The sequence below is a fragment of the Janthinobacterium sp. FT14W genome (genome assembly GCF_009208755.1).
Classification (GTDB): Bacteria; Pseudomonadota; Gammaproteobacteria; order Burkholderiales; family Burkholderiaceae_D; genus Janthinobacterium; species Janthinobacterium violaceinigrum.
The window spans coordinates 46,184-62,785 of record NZ_WFLL01000009.1; the positions used below are offsets into that span (position 1 = coordinate 46,184).

The following is a 16,602-nucleotide window of genomic DNA, read 5'->3' on the forward strand; positions in this document are numbered from 1 at the left end:
CAAAGTCTTTGTCGTGAATCAGCAACACCATTGATATACAACAATGCTTTGTGCGCCAACGCACCGACCACGCGAACCTGGAATCGTATTCTTAGTCCAACAGCAGTGCATTTATCGCAAGACGGGCGCACCTGGAATTGTTGTCTATCTCAAGCAATAGCACGTGTAGCAAGATGTCGCTTTGATGCTGTAGAGAAAATCTCTTATCAACGTTGGGAGTTACTTGTGAATAATCTAAAAAAAATCGCCGTTGCCGCCGCAGTCTTGTGCTCCGCCCTCGGCGCACAGGCCCAGGAAATCAATCCCTCCTGGTATATTCAACCTAGCATCAACGCACTCAAGCCAGATTCCGACTTTGCCACGGATAAAACCGGCTATGGCGCAGGCTTGCGTTTCGGTAAGCCTGTTTCCCCAGACTGGGATATCCAGCTGGGCACCACGTACGCCCGCTCCAAGGATGGCGGCCAGCGCTACCAGCAAAACACGCTGGGCGTAGACGGCCTGTACATGTTCTCGCGCAAAGCCTTCCGCCCCTTCCTGCTGGTCGGTGCCGGCATGCAGCGCGACAAGGACACCAGCTTCGCCTTCGGTGAACGCAGCAAGAGCTCGCCGTACGCCAGCGTGGGCCTGGGTTTCCAGTCCAGCATCACGGATCAGTTGTCCGTCCAGGCTGACGTGCGCAATGTGCACGGTTTCCTGCGTGGCAACACCTTCGACCCCAGCAGCAAGTCCAACAACTACTATGTCACCGTGGGCCTGAACTACGCGTTCGACAAACCGCCTGCACCGCCGCCGCCACCGCCACCGCCGCCAGTGCGTGAAGAAGTCGTCGTGGTTGTGCCGCCACCACCGCCACCGCCGCCGCCACGCTTTGAAAAAGTGACGATGTCGGCAACGGAGCTGTTCGCGTTCGACAGCGCCAAGCTGGGTCCGACACAGACCAAGCTCGACGAGATTGCCCGCGTGCTGAACGCCTCACCGGACGTCAACAACGTCGTCATCAGTGGTTACGCCGACCGCATCGGTTCGCCCAAGTACAACCTGAAACTGTCGCAGCAGCGCGCTGACGCAGTCAAGGAATACCTGGTCGCCCACGGTGTCGCCGCCAACCGCCTGACGGCCGAAGGCAAGGGCTCCACCAATCCTGTCGTCACCTGCGATAACAAGAAGCGTGCCGACCTGATCAAGTGCCTGGAACCGAACCGCCGCGTCGAAGTGGAACAGATCACCATCGAACGCCGCGTGCAGTAAGCTCAACAGTGGTACGCCACTTGTGAATAAAAAAAGGGGCTCGCGCCCCTTTTTTGCATTGAAAGCCACCATGAATTTTTCTACCCGCTATCCCAGGCTGGCCGGCCTGGCGCCGTTCAGCAAGCAAATGCGCAGTGTCATCGTCGGTTCCGTCACCGAATGGCTGGAGCACCGTGCCTCGAGCAAGGGTGCCGCCCTCGCCTATTACACGCTGTTTTCCATCGCCCCCATCCTCGTGCTGGTGATTGCCATCGCGGGCTTTTTCTATGGCCCGGCCGCCGCGCGCGGCGAGCTGATGGGGCAACTGCAGGGCTTGCTGGGCACGCAGGGCGCCGAAGCCATCCAGCTGGTGCTGGCCGGCGCCAAGAACCATGACCAGGGGCGCATCGCCACCCTCATCGCCAGCGCCCTGCTGCTGTTTGGCGCCACCAGCGTGTTTGCCGAACTGAAAGCCAGTCTCGATGAGATATGGCAAGTGCCGCCGCTGAAGGAAGCGGGCGCCTGGGACATGCTGCGCACGCGCCTGCTGTCCTTCGGCCTGGTACTGGTACTGGCCTTCCTGCTGATGGTATCGCTGGTGGTCAACGCGGCCATGGCCATCCTCGCCAATTTCTGGGAAGGCGTATGGAAAGATACGGCCGTGCTGTTTACCATCCTGTCGAATTTGATCGGTTTTGCCGTCATCGCCAGCCTGTTTGCCGTCATCTATAAAATGCTGCCGCGCGTGCGCCTGTCCTGGCGCGACGTGCTGATCGGCGCCCTGGGCACGGCATTCATGTTTTCATTGGGAAAATATGCGATTGGCGTGTATATCGGCAATAGCGGCGTGGCCAGCAGCTATGGCGCGGCCGGTTCGCTGGTGGCCCTGCTGCTGTGGGTGTATTACTCGGCACAGATCTTTTTCCTGGGCGCCGAGTTCACGCGGCAATTCGCCCTGCAACTGGGCAGCATGAAGGACATGCCGAAGACTGACGATGGCGACGTGCAAGTCAAGATATTGAAGCGCCACCAATCCTGAACCGGGGCAACATGAAAAAACGGCGCCCGCGGGCGCCGTTTTCCTTGCGCTAGCGCTATTCTCCCAGCAACTCGGCCACCACTTCCATGCCCTGCACGCGCTCGGCCACCACCTTCACGATGACGATGATGGGCACGCCCAGCAGCAAGCCCCAGACGCCCCACAGCCAGCCCCAGAACAGCAGGCTGATGAACACGGCCGTGGGATTCATGCGCGCGATGCGTCCCGTCATCCAGGTGGTGACGAAAGTGCCCACCAGGGTGGCGATGGCCATCGACGTGCCCGTCACCAGCAAGACCATTTCCAGCGATTCGAACTGCAAAAATGCCACCAGCCCCGTGGCGATGGTGATGAGCAAGGGCCCGAAATACGGCATGATGTGCAGCAAGCCTGCCACGATGGCCCAGGCGCCCGCGTTTTCCAGGCCGATCACGCGCAAGGCGATCCACATCAGCAGCGCCAGCAAGCCGTTGGTGACGAGCAGCATGAACATATAGTTCTGGATCGAGGTATTGATGTCTTCCAGAATGTGCACGGTGACTTTCTTGCGGCTCAGCGACGGTCCCGTCAGCTTGACGAGCTTGCGCTTGAAGGTGTCGCCCGACAGCAGCAGGAAAAACACGAGGAAGATGACCATGGTGGCCTGACTGAGAAAGCCCACCAGGCCCAGCGAACCGGCCCAGACCCAGTCCATGATCTTGAAATTGGGCGCCTCGGCAGCGGCGGCGCGGCGGTTGTTGCGGCGCGCTTCGGCGCCGGCGGCCACTTGCTCGATTTCATTGGCCACGGCCTGCATCTTCTGGAAGGTGCTGTTCTTGCCGCCCGTATTGGCGGCGATCAGCCGCGACAGTTTATGTGTGGCGGCCGGCAACTCTTCAACGATGGATTCGAATTCGCCCTGCACCCTCTCGACCACGACGATGGAGCCGAACAGGATCAGGGCCGTGACGGCCGTGGTGCCGATGGCGCGCGGCACGCGCAGTTTTTCCAGCCAGGCGACGACGGGATTGAGGGTGTAGGCAATAAAAATGCCGAAGAGAACGGGAATGAGGAATTTCTGTGCCCACTGCAGCGCATAGATGAAGCTGACTGTAGCGATGATGCCCAAGGCCATGCCACGCGCGTTGACGTGCAGCGGCAGGCGCAGGGATGCGTCTGGCTGCTCCACGGGCGTACCGGGAGGTGGCCCGGCAGGCTCGGTGGGGGCAGCCGCCACCGGCTCGGGCGGGGTATCTGTAGGCTGGATATGCATGCGATTGCCGCGACGGTCGGTGGTGGGCCGCAGCGCCAGCCATGGGGCGGACCGCTGCGGCAAGTCATGCCATTACTTGACGCGGATGTCGTTTTTCACCGACTTCACGCCCTTGACGCCACGCGCGACTTCGCCCGCCTTGGCGGCATCCGATGGCTGGGCCACGAAGCCGCTCAGCTGGACCACGCCCTTGAAGGTTTCAACGTTGATTTCCGTCGATTTCAGGGTAGGCTCGTTGAAGATGCTGGCTTTGACCTTGGTCGTGATGGCCGCGTCGTCGATATATTCGCCCGTGCCTTCCTTGGTTGGCGTGGAAGCGCAGCCTGCAACGGCGAACAGGGAAGCGACGAAGAGGCCGGTAGCGATCGATTTAGTGAATTTCATGGTGGTTTCCTTAGGAGTGGTCAATCAATGTGCTCACAATGAGCTTCTTATACCAGTGTGGTGACTGCGCGCCGGATGGCGTTCAGTAGCCAAACTGGGTTTTTGCAGCCTTGATACAGTCATCCTTGGCTGCGCCGGCTAATGCATCGCATTTTTCTGTGGCGACCTTGTACTCGGCTTTTCTTTTTGCTTCACGCGCATCGCTGCGCGCTTCGATGACTTTCTTGTCGGCCTTGGCGTCGGCCAGGGCCGCCACCTTGGTGGACTTGGCCAGCTTGACGCAGACATCCTTGTCATTGCCCGTCAGCGCATTGCAGCGGGCCAGGTCGACGTCATAGTTGGCATCGGCAATCTTGACGCGTGCCTTGGTATAGGCACGCAAGGTATTCGTGTATTGCGCCTGGGCCACGGCTTCATCGTAGGCGCGCACGGCCTTCGCTTCGGCGATGCAGACATCCTTCGGGTTGCCCGTGATTTTCTCGCATTCCGCATGGGCCAGCTTGTAATTCAGGCCCGCCTGCTCATTGGCAGCCTTGTAGGCGGCTTTCGCTTCCGGCGTGGCGGCCACTGCCTGGCCGCCCCAGGCGGCGCACGCCAGGCTGACGACGATGGCGGTGCAGAGCTTATTCTTGTTCATGTATTTCTCCCTGGTGGCGACAAGCATGTCTGCTTGGCATGACTACCGTTTTACGTGGATAGTCGCCACTCTTCTGTACGCTGCCGTACACAAGTAATTTATTTTGAAAGCGGGAGGCAGACAGGGAGAAATAACAACGTTTTGCTTGATCGCCCCAGGCAAAGATATGATTTGCACAATAAATAAGTGCGTGCGGCAGCGTACAGACCGGGGACGGGGACGTGACTAAGATGGCACTACACCCTCACCTCGTCAGGAGAATAAAATGAAAACCAATGCCACCTTGGCTGCACTGATGCTCGCCGCCACCGCCGTACTGAGCGGTTGTGCCACCGGCCCTTCTTACCAGTCACAGCAACAATACTATCCAGCCAACCAGCCGGAGTCCGCCATGTACGGCACCGTCGATTCCATCCAGCTCGTGCAGGGCGGCGGACAAACCAGCGGCGCCGGCGCCGTGGTGGGCGGCATCGCGGGCGCCCTGCTGGGCAATACCATCGGCTCGGGCGGCGGACGCACGGCGGCCACCGTGGCGGGCGCCGTGGCCGGCGGCGTCGTGGGCAACCAGGTGGAAGGCCGCCGGCAGCAAGCGCAGGGCTACCAGATCAGCGTGCGCCTCGATAACGGCGAATACCGCACCGTGGTGCAGGACAACGCGAATGACTTGCGCCCAGGCAATCGCGTGCGCATCGTTGACGGCCGCGTCTACCGCTATTAATCCGCCGGCAGGGCTTGCCCCCAAGCCTGGGCCGGAGCCTGCACCAACAAGGAGATGCCATGGGCACCATCATTCTGATCATCTTGATCCTGGCCCTGGTCGGCGTCCTGCCTACCTGGCCGCATAGCCGCAACTGGGGGTACGGCCCCAGCGGTATCGCCGGCCTCGTCGTAGTGATACTGATCCTGCTATTAATGACGGGCAGGTTGTAAAAAAAGGCGCTGCGGCGCCTTTTTTATTTCAAGGAGGAAATATCATGACTATCCACAACACACTGTTGGCTACCCTGTTCGCCTGCAGCCTGGCACCGCTGGCACTGGCCCAGACGGCGACGACGCGGCAGCCGGGCGACCCGCAACGCTGGTACCAGGAAGACAGCACGGCGCAAGCCCAGCTGCGCACCTTGCGCAAGGAAATCGCCGCCGCCCTGGCCGAGGCCAAAAAAGCCTGCCGTTCGGAACCGTCCGCCACGCGCACCACCTGTCTGAGGGGGGCGCAAGACACTTACCGGCAAGACATGGCGAATGCGGAAAAACTGCGCGAAGCAGCCCATCCGCAGTGAGGAGCCGTGCCTGGCAACGCCTGACAAAACCGTCGCAAGCGGAAGCAAGAGGTGGCCAAGAAGCGCAACCGTACTGAGTACGGGGGCGCCGAGCCGGTGAGCATCGCAGGCCGCCTAGACCGACGCGCAGCAGGTTTTGACCGGCGTCACTAGGCGGCGTCGCGCTCGTAGGGCGGCAACTCGTGCACCACCAGCGGCGTGTCTTCCGTGACGAAGGCCAGCCAGCCGGCCGCCTTGATCGCGCGCAAGGCGTCCTGGTAGCCCTGCTCCCAGCGCCATTCGATGGAGCCCTTGGAGAAATTGATGTCCTTGGCCGCCATGTGCCAGTCGCGCCCCGCATACGGCAGGCGCACGATGTGCATGGTGCTGTCGCAGCCCAGCGCTACCAGCTCTTCCGTCTGCTGGCGGTTGTGCGCGCTGTCGGGCAGCTTGGCGTATAGTTCGCGCAATTTGTGCTGCAAGGTATGCGTATTGACGTAATCCTCGATATGCCGCTTCGAGCGCGAAGCGAAGGTGACGTCCTTTTGCCGCGTCTGCACTTCATCCAGGGTGGTCGGCTCCGGCCCTTCCGAGCTCCACAGGTCGACCATGAAGACCAGGGTGTCCACGTGGGGAGTGTCGTCGAGCACGGTTTCCAGCGGCGTATTCGAATACAGGCCGCCATCCCAGTACAGGTCGCCATCGACGCGCACGCCGGCAAAGCCTGGCGGCAAGGCGCCGCTGGCGCGGATGTGCTCGACCGTCAGGGGCTGCTGCTGGCTGTCAAAACTGATCAGGCTGCCGCATTTGACGCGCAGGGCATTGACCGTCAGGCGCATGCCGCCGGGCTGGTTCAGGTAATCGAAATCGACCAGTTCCTCAAGGGTGCCGGCCAGCTCGCTGGTGTCGTAGAAGCTGGCTTCTTCCGGCTTGACGGCGATTCCTGCCGGAAACAGGCTGAACGAACGGGGCTTGAAGAAGCCGGGCACGCCGCGCAGCACCGTATCGAGCGTGGCCAGCCAGATGTTCGAGCGGCGCTGCTGGTCCGAGACGAGGGTCATGTCGATGCTGTCGCGGTGCGCCACGCGCTGCCAGAACTGTTTCAGGCGCACGAGCCTGTCCTCGTGCTTGTTGCCGGCCAAAATGGCGGCATTGATGGCGCCGATCGAGGTGCCCACCACCCAGTCGGGCGCCAGGCCATGTTCGTGCAAGGCATGGTAGACGCCGGCCTGGTAGGCGCCCAGCGCGCCGCCCCCTTGCAGCACCAGCACGATACGCAGGCGCGAGGGATTTAACTGATTGATCGGTGTCGTCGAATTCGTCATCAAGATGGCCCCTCTGTCCACCGCGCGGAATGCGGTGTGAATCATTGTAAGGGATTGTGCACGCGTGCGCCGGACGTTGGGGACAGGCAAAAAAAAACGCCGTCGATGACGGCGTTCCGGGCATTGCAGCGTCAGCGCTTGCGGCGCAGCCAGCTGGCGGCAACGGCGGCCACGGCCACGAGGACCAGGGCCGGCTTGACCAGCTTCTTGCGTCCGATAAACGACAATGCCGTCAGCACATAGGGCATGGCCCCTTGCAAACGCATGCCGCCCGGCGCCAGCAGGGATTCGACGCGGTGGCCGGCAAAGCCGACCGCCGTCTCGACCACGCCCTGCAGCAGCGATTCGGGACGCAGGGCATAGCCCACGTTGGCGCGCGCATGCACGATACCCACGCGATACATTTCGCCCTGGGCGATCAGCAGGCGCTTGCGGGCGGCTTGCGCCGCCAGTTTGTCGTTTTCCGACATGAATTCTCCTCGTAAGGCAGGCAGGACATGGCGAGCCCCGCGCCGGCACGGGTCCGGCAGGTTCCCGCCAGCAGCTTACATCAGCATGTCGCGGTCGGCCTTCAATTCCGCCATGGTGGCGGGCATGGAGAGCTTTCCTTGACGCAGCATGGCGCGCGCATACATGACCAGGGCGATGGCCAGCAGTACGAACACGACCGTCATGATCGCCAGGATCTTCCAGCCCAGGCTATCCCAGGCCAGGAAGACGATCAGCACGCTGCCATAAGCGATGGCAAACAAGCCCGCCACTGTCGCCAGCGCGAAAATGACCACCAGCTGCAGCATGTGATTGCGCACTTCCGACAGCTCGATGGTGGCCAGTTCCAGCCGCGACAGCATCAGTCCGACGGCGTTTTTGGCCAGGCCGGCGACCGAGCCGATCAATCCCGGCCCCTGGTGAGACGAAGCAGACTTGTCCATATCGCTCCTGACAGTGGATTACTTGCGGCCCAGGATGAAGCCGACCAGCACGCCGACGCCAGCGGCGACAGCCACCGTGCGCCATGGGTTTTCCTTGACATAGCCATCGGCCTGGGAGGCCAGCTGCTTGGTGGCGACGATGGCCGACGCTTGCGCTTCGTGCGCCTTGGCCAGGGCGGCATCCAGGGTTTTCATGCCCTTGACGCGCACTTCATCGGCTTTTTCGCCGGTCAGCGCGGCAGCGGCGCTGAACAGGGCTTGCGCATCCTTGACCAGGGTTTTGACATCGTTATTGACGGTGGTGATATTGTTTTCCAACATGGTTTAGCTCCTTAGCTATGGATGAATGTAGTTACTATACCTACTTTACTCAAAAACACTATTCCATTAGATCGCGCATATCATCGGCGTGCTCTTCCTCGACAGCCATGATTTTGATCAACAAATGGCGTGTCGTCGGGTCCTTGTCGCCAATTTTCACGATCATCTGGCGGTACGATTCGATCGCGACCCGTTCCGCGATCAGATTGGCACGCACCATGCTTTGCACGTCTTCGGAGTCATCATACTCGGCATGGCTGCGCGCAAGCAATGTTGCAGGATTAAAATCTGGCTTGCCATTCAATTGCACGATGCGTTCGGCCAGCCAGTCCGCATGTTCCTGCTCCTGCTGGGCATGCTCGAGGAACTCGGCCTTGATGGTGCCATTGTCGCGCCCGCTCACGGTGTAGTAATGGCGTTTATAGCGCGCAATACACACCAGTTCGGTGGCCAGCGCCCCATTCAGCAGGGTGATCAACTCCTGGCGGTCGCCCTGGTAGCCGGCCGTCACGGCGCCGTCATCGAGGTTTTTGGCGGCAGCGCGGATGGCGGCCGTATCGATGCCAGCTGGAATCTCAACAGATGTTTGGGTCATGATGCTTCCTTTCAAGTCTTGCATGGGTATCCACCGGCCAGGTAGCAGCCGGTGCTGCCTGCTAACAAATCAAACACCAGGCAAAACCGTTGCGAGCGGCAGTGAATTGTGGCCGGGAAGCGGAGCTGTGCTATAGCACAGTGAGCATCGGAGGCCGCAAGTCGCGACGCGCAGCAGGTTTGGCCTGGTGTGTTAACGGCGGGCGGGAATGGCCGTGTTATCTTCAGACAAGACGATTTCCACCCGGCGATTCAGCTGGCGGTTCGCCGCATTGTCGTTGCCGGCGGCCGGATAGGCGGCGCCATAGCCTTTCGTGGCGATACGGTCGCGGCTGATGCCTTGCTCCAGCAGCGCATTGCGCACGGACTCGGCGCGGCGTTGCGACAATTCCAGGTTGTGCGCGGAACCGCCCGTGCTGTCCGTAAAGCCTTCGATCAGCACGGTGCGCTGCGGGTTGTTTTTCAGCACGTCGGCCAGCTTGCGCGCCGTGTTCGCGCCATCGGCCGTCAGGTTCGCCTTGTCCGTGCCGAACAGTACGTCGCCCAGGGTGATGACCATGCCCCGTTCCGTTTTCTTGGCGGCCAGGTCGGCCAGCTGCACTTCCAGCGCGGCGGCGCGGGCCGTGGCATCGCGGGCCGATGCTTCCGCCGCTTGCGCCTGGGCCTTGGCCGCTTCCGCATCCGCTTGCGCCGCCTGGGCGCGCGCCGTGGCCTGGTCGGCCTGCTGCGTGCGCGCATCGAGGCGCAACTGGTCGCGCTGCTTGCCCGCATTGGCGATATCGGCTTCCGCCGCCTTCTGCTTGGCGACTTCTTGCGCGGTGGCTATCTTTTGCTTGGCCAGGTAGGCCAGCTTGTCGACCTTCTCGCTGTCATCCTGGCGCGTGGCGGCCGCGTTTGCCGCTTCCAGCGCGGCGCTCGCTTCGCGGAATTCGCGTGGCGCATAGGTCGATACGAGCGGGTTCGATTGCGCCGCCATGTAGTCGCCGCGCGTCTGGTCGAGCAGGCTGGTGGTGGTCGGTGCGGAGCTGCAGGCGGCAACAAGAGCGGCCATGGCCAGCAGGCCGGGAATGGAGGTGCAGTGAGCTTTTTTCATGGTGGGATCCTGTTCTTATTGTTTCGGGGCTTGCTGGTTGGCACGGTCGAGTTCTTCGCGCATGACGCGGATGTTCTCGTTGATTTCATCGGCGGCGCTGGTGGCCTTGGCCGAGTTGGCCTTGCTTTGCGCCAGCTTGGCGTCCGCTTGCGCCTGGTCGGCCAGGTCGCGCGCCGTCTTGTAGTCGCGGTCTTTCAGGGCCTGGTTGGCCATGCGCATTTTTTCGCGGGCCGAACGCATTTCATCGGGCGCCAGGTCGGCAGCGCCGGCGCTGGCAGCGTTATCGACGGCGGCACGCGACACGGCGACGTCAGCCGTGGCTGGCGTTTTCAGGCTGGAGCAGCCCGTCATCAGGACAACGGCGCCGAGGCAGGCGGCCAGGGCGGCCAAGGGAGTTTTGCTGGAATCTCGGTTTGTCATTTTTCTTCTCCTGGAGAAAGAGGCAACGATATAAGTCATACATGGAAGGAATCAGGAACGGCGTTTGATGTATGACGTTATAGGCCGCGGCACCCCGCATATCCGTTCGGTGCCGCACATAGGGTAGGAAATCGACAATACTTGCATGGGCAACGTGCGCCAGCGCACGTGCCCGCCAGCAAAACCTGAAACGGACCCGGCTTCAGGGCGATTCCTGTAGCATCGTGACTACTTGTCCAGAAAGAATCAGCTTATGCCGCTCTCCCGCCGCCAGAAAATCGCCCTCGCCAGCGCCACCGTACTGATCGCCGTGCCCGTCGCCGCCGCCGTCGTCCTGCTCAATATGGACTGGAACCGCGCCAAGCCCTGGCTCAACGGGCGTGCCAGCGAAGCGCTGGGGCGCCCGTTCGCCATCGCGGGCGACCTGTCGCTGACGTGGCAGCAGCCCGACAATGCCGCAGGCCGCGCCAGCTGGCGCGACTACCTGCCCTGGCCCCATCTGCAGGCGCAGGATGTACACCTGGGCAACCCGGGCAGCATGGCGGCAGCCGATGGCGAGGCGGCGCAGCTGGCCACCGTCAGCCAGCTGGCGTTTTCGCTCAATCCCCTGGCCCTGCTGGACAAGAAAATCATCATCCCGCAATTGCGTTTCGATGCGCCGCAGGTGCGCTTGCTGCGCAGCAAGGATGGCAAAAACAACTGGACCTTCGACAGGCAGGACCAGCCGTCGCCGTGGCAGCTGGAATTGCAGAGCGTGGTCTTCAGCAAGGGTACCGTATATCTGGACGATGCCGTCACGCAGACGGCGATGCGCGCCGATGTCGATACTTTGACGGACGACAAGCGCTATGGCATCGCCTGGACGCTGTCGGGCAAATACCGCGGCGAAGGGGTCAAGGGCGGCGGCAAGGCGGGCGGCGTGCTGTCGCTGCAGCAGCAGGGCACGCCCTTCCCCATCCAGGCCGACATGCGCGCAGGCGGCAGCAGCATGGCCATCGAAGGCACCTTGACGCGCCCGGCGGACTTGGCCGCGCTCGACGTGCGCCTGAAGATAGCGGGCCCCAGCATGGCGCGCCTGTATCCGCTGACGGGCGTGCTGCTGCCGGAAACGCCGCACTTCAGCACGGAAGGCCATCTGACGGGCACCCTGGCGCCCGGCGGCGGCGAATGGGTGTACGACCAGTTCAGCGGCAAGGTGGGTTCCAGCGACATCAGCGGCAAGCTGGCGTTTTCGGCCAGCAAGCCGCGCAAGCGCCTGACGGGCGAAGTGCACTCGCGCCTGCTGCAGTTTTCCGACCTGGGCCCGCTGGTGGGCGCCGACTCCAGCGCCAGCAAGAAGGAGCGGGGCGTGCCGTCCACGCAGCCGTCCGGCCGCGTGCTGCCCGTGGAAACCTTCAAGACGGAGCGCTGGACCAGCCTGGACGCCGACGTGCGCTACACGGCCGACAAGATCACGCGCGACGCCGAGCTGCCGATCAGCAAGCTCGACACGCATGTGGTGCTGACGGACGGCGTGCTGTCCTTGACACCGCTCAACTTCAACGTGGCGGGCGGCACCCTGACGTCGCAGATCAAGCTCGACGGCAGCGGCAAGGTCATCGCCAACGGCATCGCGGCCGAACTCAAGGCCAGCGCCCGCCATCTGCACATCCAGCAGCTGTTTCCCCGCCTGCCCGCCCTGCAGGCCAGCGTGGGCGAGATCAATGGCGACGCCTCGCTGTCGGCCACGGGCAATTCCGTCGCCAGCCTGCTGGGCAGCTCGAACGGCGAAGTGCGCGCGCTGATCAACCGGGGCAGCATCAGCAAGCTGCTGCTGGAAGAAATGGGCTTGAATATCGGCAGCATCGTGCTGACCAAACTGGTGGGCGACAAGCAGGTCAAGCTGAACTGCATGGCCGCCGATTTCGTCGTCGCCAAGGGGTTGATGCGCACGCGCCAGTTCCTCGTCGACACGGACGATGCCGTCCTGCATGTCGACGGCACCGTGAACCTGGACAATGAACAGCTGGACCTGACCCTGCAGCCGGACAGCAAGGGCTTGCGCGTCTTTTCGCTGCGCTCGCCCCTGTATGTGCGGGGCACCTTCAGCAAGCCCGACGTGAGCGTCGACAAGGGCGTGCTGGCCCTGCGCGCCGGCGGCGCCCTGGCGCTGGCCGTGGTGGCGCCCGTGGCGGCGCTGCCGCCGCTGGTAAATACCGGCCCGGGCGAGGACAGCGAATGCGCGGCCCTGCTGGCCCAGGCGCGCGTCAAACCCGTGGCGCCGAAGCCGGGCAAGACACCGCGCCAAAGGCGCTGAACGGCATGGCCGCCGTGGGCAATTACAATTGTTACACACCTATGTGCGTTGCCGAACAGACCCTGCCTTATCACAATCCTATTCTGTGACCGTGCCTGAAACACCCAAGACGTGGCGATACGAAGTCTTTCCGGCCCATACCTCGCCGGCGCCACGAGGTCCGAATTCATAGGAGAACTATCATGCAAACCATTAAAAAACTCGCCGCTACCGCTTCCGTTGCCGCCCTGCTGCTGAGCCTGACGGCCTGCGCCAACATGTCGCGCCAGGATAAAAACACGGCCATCGGCGCCGGTGTCGGCGCCGTTGCCGGCTCCGTGCTGACGGGCGGCAGCGCCGTCGGCGCCGTCGGCGGCGCCGCTGTCGGCGGCGTGATCGGCAACCAGGTCAAGCCGAAGTAATCGCTGGCGGGGAAAGCGGGGTGGGTGCCCAGGCGCCCGCCCCGCTTTTTTGCGTTTGCGGCACAGGGAAGCAGACATGCAGGCAGCAGCCCGGCACGCGGCAGGCCAGCCAGACGGAGAGCGGCGGAAAAAGTCAGACGAAGACGTTGGCCATGCCGATGGCGCCGCTGTCCTTGACCAGCTCGTAGCAGCGGCAGGAAACGGCTTCCAGGCCGGCAGAATCGAGGATTTCGATATTGCCGCGGCTGTAGCTAATCAGTTTTTGCTGTTGCAGCGCGCTGGCCGCCTTGGTCACGCCGACCCTGCGCACGCCCAGGGTATGGGCGAGGAACTCATGCGTCAAGTGGAATTTTTCCGACTGCAGGCGATCGCGCGTGATCAGCAGCGAACGGGCCAGGCGCGCCTCGAGCACGTGGAAGCGGCTGCACACGGCAATCTGGATGGCTTGCGCCAGCAAGGTGTCCGTGTAGCGGTACAGCAGGCGCTGCAGGGAGTCGAGCCGGGCGAATTCGGCGCAGAAATCGGCGCGCGCGATACGGCTGGCTGTACCGGAACGTTGCACCACGGCACGTACTTGCGCCAGGTCATGACCGAGCGCGACGGAAGCGCCCAGCACGCCTTCGCGGCCGACGGAGCCCACTTCCAAGGTCATCCGCCCTTCCGCTACGGCCAGCAGCGAAATCAGGCAGTCGCCAGGGAAATAGATGTGGCCGATATGCTGGCCCGGTTCGTACAGCACTTCGCCCACCTCGACCGTGACGGTATCGAACAGCGCCGCCAGGTGCCGCAAGTCGTGCTCGGGCAGGCTGGCCAGCAAGCGGTTGCCGGCGGTGGGCGCGCCCGCGGGCGTACCCAGGCCGGATCGGCCTGCGTCGCGGGACAGGGTCATGCTGGCAGTCGTTGGTGGCATTGCTTTTTCCTTGGCGTCGTTACAACTCGACATAATTTTTACCTAGCCTACGATGCTGCACCGGCCCTGTATGTACGGTGACGCACGGAAGCGGGGCAAGCGACGCAGCACACTGGCAACACACACGAATAACACGCACTACCCTTTTCATTATTTTAAAAAATCAAGGAGCCTTCCATGACCACCACGACCAAATCCCTCCATCCGCTGGTGCTTGCCGCCGCCGTCGCCGTCCTGCTGTTTTGCGGCGTCGGCACGGCTGCCCTGATGGGCTGGCTGCCTTCGTCCCAGGGCGACACCCAGCCATTGGCGGCCAGCGCCTCGGCCGAACAGCTGGCCACCCTGCAGGCGAACCAGCCGCAAGCGGACTTGCAGCCGGCCGGCGCCTTGCCGCTGGCCGCCATGTCGTCACAGCAGCAACCGCAAGCGCAGCAGCAGCAGCAGCAGCAGCAGCAGCCCGTGCGCCAGCCGCAGCAAGCGCCACAGCAGCAATACGCGGCGGCAGCGCCGGCACCCGCACCGCAGGTATGCGGCAATTGCGGCGTGATCGAAGCCATCCATGAAGTCAATACGCGCGCCGAAGGCAGCGGCGTGGGTGCGGCCGGCGGCGCCGTCGTCGGCGGCTTGCTGGGCAACCAGGTGGGCGGCGGCCACGGCAGGCAGCTGGCCACCGTGCTGGGCGCCGTGGGCGGCGCCGTCGCCGGCAACCAGATCGAAGGCAACGTGCGCGCCACGCGCAGCTACAACATCGTCGTGCGCCTCGATACGGGCAAGACGCGCACCGTGCACCAGAGCGCCGCGCCCAACTGGCGCCAGGGCGACCGCGTGCGCGTCGTCAACGGCGGCTTGCGCGCCATCGGCTGACGCCGCCGTGGCAGCGCCGCCGCGATTAGTTGCAAATTAAACACACGCCCGGCCTGTCCGGGCGTTTTCTTTTTGGCAATGTTCGTTGGCGTACAGATGAGCTAGCCGTCCCGCGAGATGATGCATTCAGGAAAGTTCAACGGATAGTCCCTCAAGGAGCAGCGATGGAAAACCACAAGGCAGGCAGCAACAGGATCTGGCTCGGCTTTATCGGCGGCGGCATGCTGGCCACCGCGCTGGGCTTTTGCGCGCTGGACCTGGCGCCGGCACAAGCGAGCGCGCCCGTGTCCGGCGTCATGCTGTTGCTGACGGGCGGCATGGTCAGTTGCCTGGCGGGCGCCGTCGGCATGGCCGGCATGCTGGCCTGGATACCGGGCGTGGATGGCGAAGCGGAACGGCGTGCGCAGCCGCAACGGCGCCTGCGCGAGCGGAAGCTGGCCAAATCGGGTGAATGGGCAGGCTAAATGAGGGTTGTGTACGGCAGCGTACAGAAAATTTTAGAAACAAAGTAGACAATAAGTCATGGCATCAGCGTTCAGCGACCCGGTCGCCGCGCAATGACAAGAACCGATGACGGCGCCGGACGCCAGCAGCTTGCCAGCCAGGCAGCCGTCATCCACACACTACTCTCGGAGGACATATCATGCTCTATACAATCGCAGTAGTACTCATCATTCTCTGGCTGCTGGGTCTGGTCACTTCCTATACCATCGGCGGCTTCATTCATATCCTCCTGGTCGTCGCGGTCATCATGGTCCTGCTGCGCCTGATTAGCGGACGCGGGCTATAGCCTGGTCCGTCAGCCCAGGCAGACAGCAGCGGCGCGCGTGCAGACGGGCGCCGCTCTTTTGCGTACGGTGCGCGCACTGGCAAGCCGCCGCATTTTGCAGTAACGTGTGCAGGTAGTTCCTGGGTATGTCCCAATAACAAAACAAGGAGAAAATCCATGAAAGCATTGAAAAACGGCGCCGGCGCCAAATCCCTGATCGGCATGCTGGTCCTCGCGCTGGCTGCCACCGGCTGCGCTGACATGTCCGCGACACAACGTGGCACGGCCACGGGCGCCGGCATCGGCGCAGGCCTGGGCGCCTTGATCGGCGGCACCACCGGTGGCGGCAGCAGCGGCCGCACGGCTGGCGGCGCCCTGCTGGGCGCGGCGGCTGGCGCCGTGGTGGGCAATATCTGGTCGAACCGCATGGAAAACCAGAAGCGCGCGATGGAACAGGCGACACAGGGTACCGGTGTGCAAGTGACGCAGACGGCCGATAACCGCCTGAAAATGGAAATTCCAAGCGACATTTCCTTCGATACCAACCGCGCCGACATCAAGGGCAACTTCCGCCCCATCCTCGACCGCTTTGCCGCCACCCTGAACGAAAACCCGAACACCACGGTCAGCATCATCGGCCATACGGACAGCACGGGCAGCGATTCCATCAACGAACCGCTGTCGGTGGAACGCGCGGCCCACACGCGCGACTACCTGTCCATGCGCGGCGTGTCGCCCACGCGCGTCGTCACGGAAGGCCGCGGCGCACGCGAGCCGATCGCCTCGAATGCGGATGCCTCGGGACGCGCGCGCAATCGCCGCGTGGAAATCTATGTCGCAGAGCTAGCCCCCCGCTAACCGCGCCGGGCAAGCATT

22 protein-coding genes are annotated in these 16,602 nt (G+C 62.9%); 11 read left to right on the forward strand and 11 right to left on the reverse strand.

What is annotated here, in order from left to right; all coding sequences use genetic code 11:
- Positions 1–225: 225 nt before the first annotated feature.
- The gene (locus GCN74_RS08700; protein WP_152256296.1) at positions 226–1,251 is read left to right on the forward strand and encodes an OmpA family protein; all 1,026 of its coding nucleotides are present in this window, start codon (positions 226–228) and stop codon (positions 1,249–1,251) included.
- Positions 1,252–1,321: 70 nt separating this feature from the next.
- Positions 1,322–2,269, forward strand: coding sequence for a YihY/virulence factor BrkB family protein (locus GCN74_RS08705; protein WP_152256297.1), 948 nt, complete (start codon positions 1,322–1,324; stop codon positions 2,267–2,269).
- 55 nt (positions 2,270–2,324) lie between these two features.
- Here the strand turns inward: GCN74_RS08705 and GCN74_RS08710 are convergent, their stop codons facing one another.
- The 3 genes from GCN74_RS08710 to GCN74_RS08720 all read right to left on the reverse strand — a co-directional run bounded on the left by GCN74_RS08710 (position 2,325) and on the right by GCN74_RS08720 (position 4,542).
- Complete coding sequence (locus tag GCN74_RS08710; RefSeq protein ID WP_413541533.1) at positions 2,325–3,521, reverse strand: AI-2E family transporter; 1,197 nt, start codon at positions 3,519–3,521, stop codon at positions 2,325–2,327.
- Between the two features lie 72 nt (positions 3,522–3,593).
- The gene (locus GCN74_RS08715; RefSeq protein ID WP_046682432.1) at positions 3,594–3,905 is read right to left on the reverse strand and encodes a BON domain-containing protein; all 312 of its coding nucleotides are present in this window, start codon (positions 3,903–3,905) and stop codon (positions 3,594–3,596) included.
- An 82-nt stretch (positions 3,906–3,987) separates the two neighbouring features.
- On the reverse strand, positions 3,988–4,542 hold the full coding sequence (locus tag GCN74_RS08720) for a hypothetical protein (RefSeq protein ID WP_152256298.1): 555 nt from the start codon (positions 4,540–4,542) through the stop codon (positions 3,988–3,990).
- Positions 4,543–4,807: 265 nt separating this feature from the next.
- On the opposite strand from GCN74_RS08720, the gene GCN74_RS08725 reads away from it, so the two are divergent.
- From GCN74_RS08725 to GCN74_RS08735, 3 genes are read left to right on the forward strand one after another with little or no spacing between them, the layout of a single operon-like run.
- Entirely contained in the window at positions 4,808–5,260 is a 453-nt protein-coding gene (locus GCN74_RS08725) for a glycine zipper 2TM domain-containing protein (RefSeq protein ID WP_152256299.1), read from the forward strand.
- 59 nt (positions 5,261–5,319) lie between these two features.
- On the forward strand, positions 5,320–5,472 hold the full coding sequence (locus GCN74_RS08730; RefSeq protein ID WP_152256300.1) for a DUF3309 family protein: 153 nt from the start codon (positions 5,320–5,322) through the stop codon (positions 5,470–5,472).
- 44 nt (positions 5,473–5,516) lie between these two features.
- Positions 5,517–5,822, forward strand: coding sequence for a hypothetical protein (locus GCN74_RS08735; protein WP_152256301.1), 306 nt, complete (start codon positions 5,517–5,519; stop codon positions 5,820–5,822).
- A gap of 149 nt (positions 5,823–5,971) precedes the next feature.
- Here GCN74_RS08735 and GCN74_RS08740 read toward each other — a convergent pair whose 3' ends face one another.
- The 7 genes from GCN74_RS08740 to GCN74_RS08770 all read right to left on the reverse strand — a co-directional run bounded on the left by GCN74_RS08740 (position 5,972) and on the right by GCN74_RS08770 (position 10,486).
- Positions 5,972–7,126 (reverse strand): patatin-like phospholipase family protein, encoded by a 1,155-nt coding sequence (locus GCN74_RS08740; RefSeq protein WP_152256390.1) that lies wholly within the window; start codon positions 7,124–7,126, stop codon positions 5,972–5,974.
- 131 nt (positions 7,127–7,257) lie between these two features.
- On the reverse strand, positions 7,258–7,596 hold the full coding sequence (locus GCN74_RS08745) for a hypothetical protein (protein ID WP_071078646.1): 339 nt from the start codon (positions 7,594–7,596) through the stop codon (positions 7,258–7,260).
- A gap of 75 nt (positions 7,597–7,671) precedes the next feature.
- Positions 7,672–8,058, reverse strand: coding sequence for a phage holin family protein (locus tag GCN74_RS08750; protein WP_070224915.1), 387 nt, complete (start codon positions 8,056–8,058; stop codon positions 7,672–7,674).
- 18 nt (positions 8,059–8,076) lie between these two features.
- Positions 8,077–8,379, reverse strand: coding sequence for a DUF883 family protein (locus GCN74_RS08755; protein WP_034786336.1), 303 nt, complete (start codon positions 8,377–8,379; stop codon positions 8,077–8,079).
- A gap of 58 nt (positions 8,380–8,437) precedes the next feature.
- Positions 8,438–8,974, reverse strand: a complete 537-nt coding sequence (locus tag GCN74_RS08760; RefSeq protein WP_070224913.1) for a ferritin-like domain-containing protein — start codon at positions 8,972–8,974, stop codon at positions 8,438–8,440.
- Positions 8,975–9,166: 192 nt separating this feature from the next.
- Positions 9,167–10,066, reverse strand: a complete 900-nt coding sequence (locus GCN74_RS08765) for an OmpA family protein (protein ID WP_152256302.1) — start codon at positions 10,064–10,066, stop codon at positions 9,167–9,169.
- A 15-nt stretch (positions 10,067–10,081) separates the two neighbouring features.
- Entirely contained in the window at positions 10,082–10,486 is a 405-nt protein-coding gene (locus GCN74_RS08770) for a DUF4398 domain-containing protein (protein WP_152256303.1), read from the reverse strand.
- Between the two features lie 253 nt (positions 10,487–10,739).
- On the opposite strand from GCN74_RS08770, the gene GCN74_RS08775 reads away from it, so the two are divergent.
- Both GCN74_RS08775 and GCN74_RS08780 read left to right on the forward strand, forming a co-directional pair.
- Positions 10,740–12,782: an AsmA family protein gene (locus tag GCN74_RS08775; RefSeq protein WP_152256304.1), complete on the forward strand. Its 2,043-nt coding sequence runs from the start codon at positions 10,740–10,742 to the stop codon at positions 12,780–12,782.
- Positions 12,783–12,964: 182 nt separating this feature from the next.
- The gene (locus tag GCN74_RS08780) at positions 12,965–13,183 is read left to right on the forward strand and encodes a glycine zipper 2TM domain-containing protein (RefSeq protein WP_152256305.1); all 219 of its coding nucleotides are present in this window, start codon (positions 12,965–12,967) and stop codon (positions 13,181–13,183) included.
- 133 nt (positions 13,184–13,316) lie between these two features.
- Here GCN74_RS08780 and GCN74_RS08785 read toward each other — a convergent pair whose 3' ends face one another.
- Positions 13,317–14,093, reverse strand: coding sequence for a Crp/Fnr family transcriptional regulator (locus GCN74_RS08785; RefSeq protein ID WP_152256306.1), 777 nt, complete (start codon positions 14,091–14,093; stop codon positions 13,317–13,319).
- Between the two features lie 177 nt (positions 14,094–14,270).
- Here GCN74_RS08785 and GCN74_RS08790 point away from each other — a divergent pair, with 177 nt between their 5' ends.
- From GCN74_RS08790 to GCN74_RS08805, 4 genes are all read left to right on the forward strand, one after another.
- A complete protein-coding gene (locus GCN74_RS08790; RefSeq protein ID WP_152256307.1) occupies positions 14,271–14,957 on the forward strand; it encodes a glycine zipper 2TM domain-containing protein in 687 nt (228 codons plus the stop codon).
- 164 nt (positions 14,958–15,121) lie between these two features.
- Complete coding sequence (locus tag GCN74_RS08795) at positions 15,122–15,421, forward strand: hypothetical protein (protein ID WP_152256308.1); 300 nt, start codon at positions 15,122–15,124, stop codon at positions 15,419–15,421.
- Between the two features lie 179 nt (positions 15,422–15,600).
- A complete protein-coding gene (locus GCN74_RS08800) occupies positions 15,601–15,747 on the forward strand; it encodes a lmo0937 family membrane protein (protein ID WP_010396376.1) in 147 nt (48 codons plus the stop codon).
- Positions 15,748–15,903: 156 nt separating this feature from the next.
- Entirely contained in the window at positions 15,904–16,584 is a 681-nt protein-coding gene (locus GCN74_RS08805) for an OmpA family protein (protein WP_152256309.1), read from the forward strand.
- The last annotated feature ends 18 nt before the right edge of the window (positions 16,585–16,602 follow it).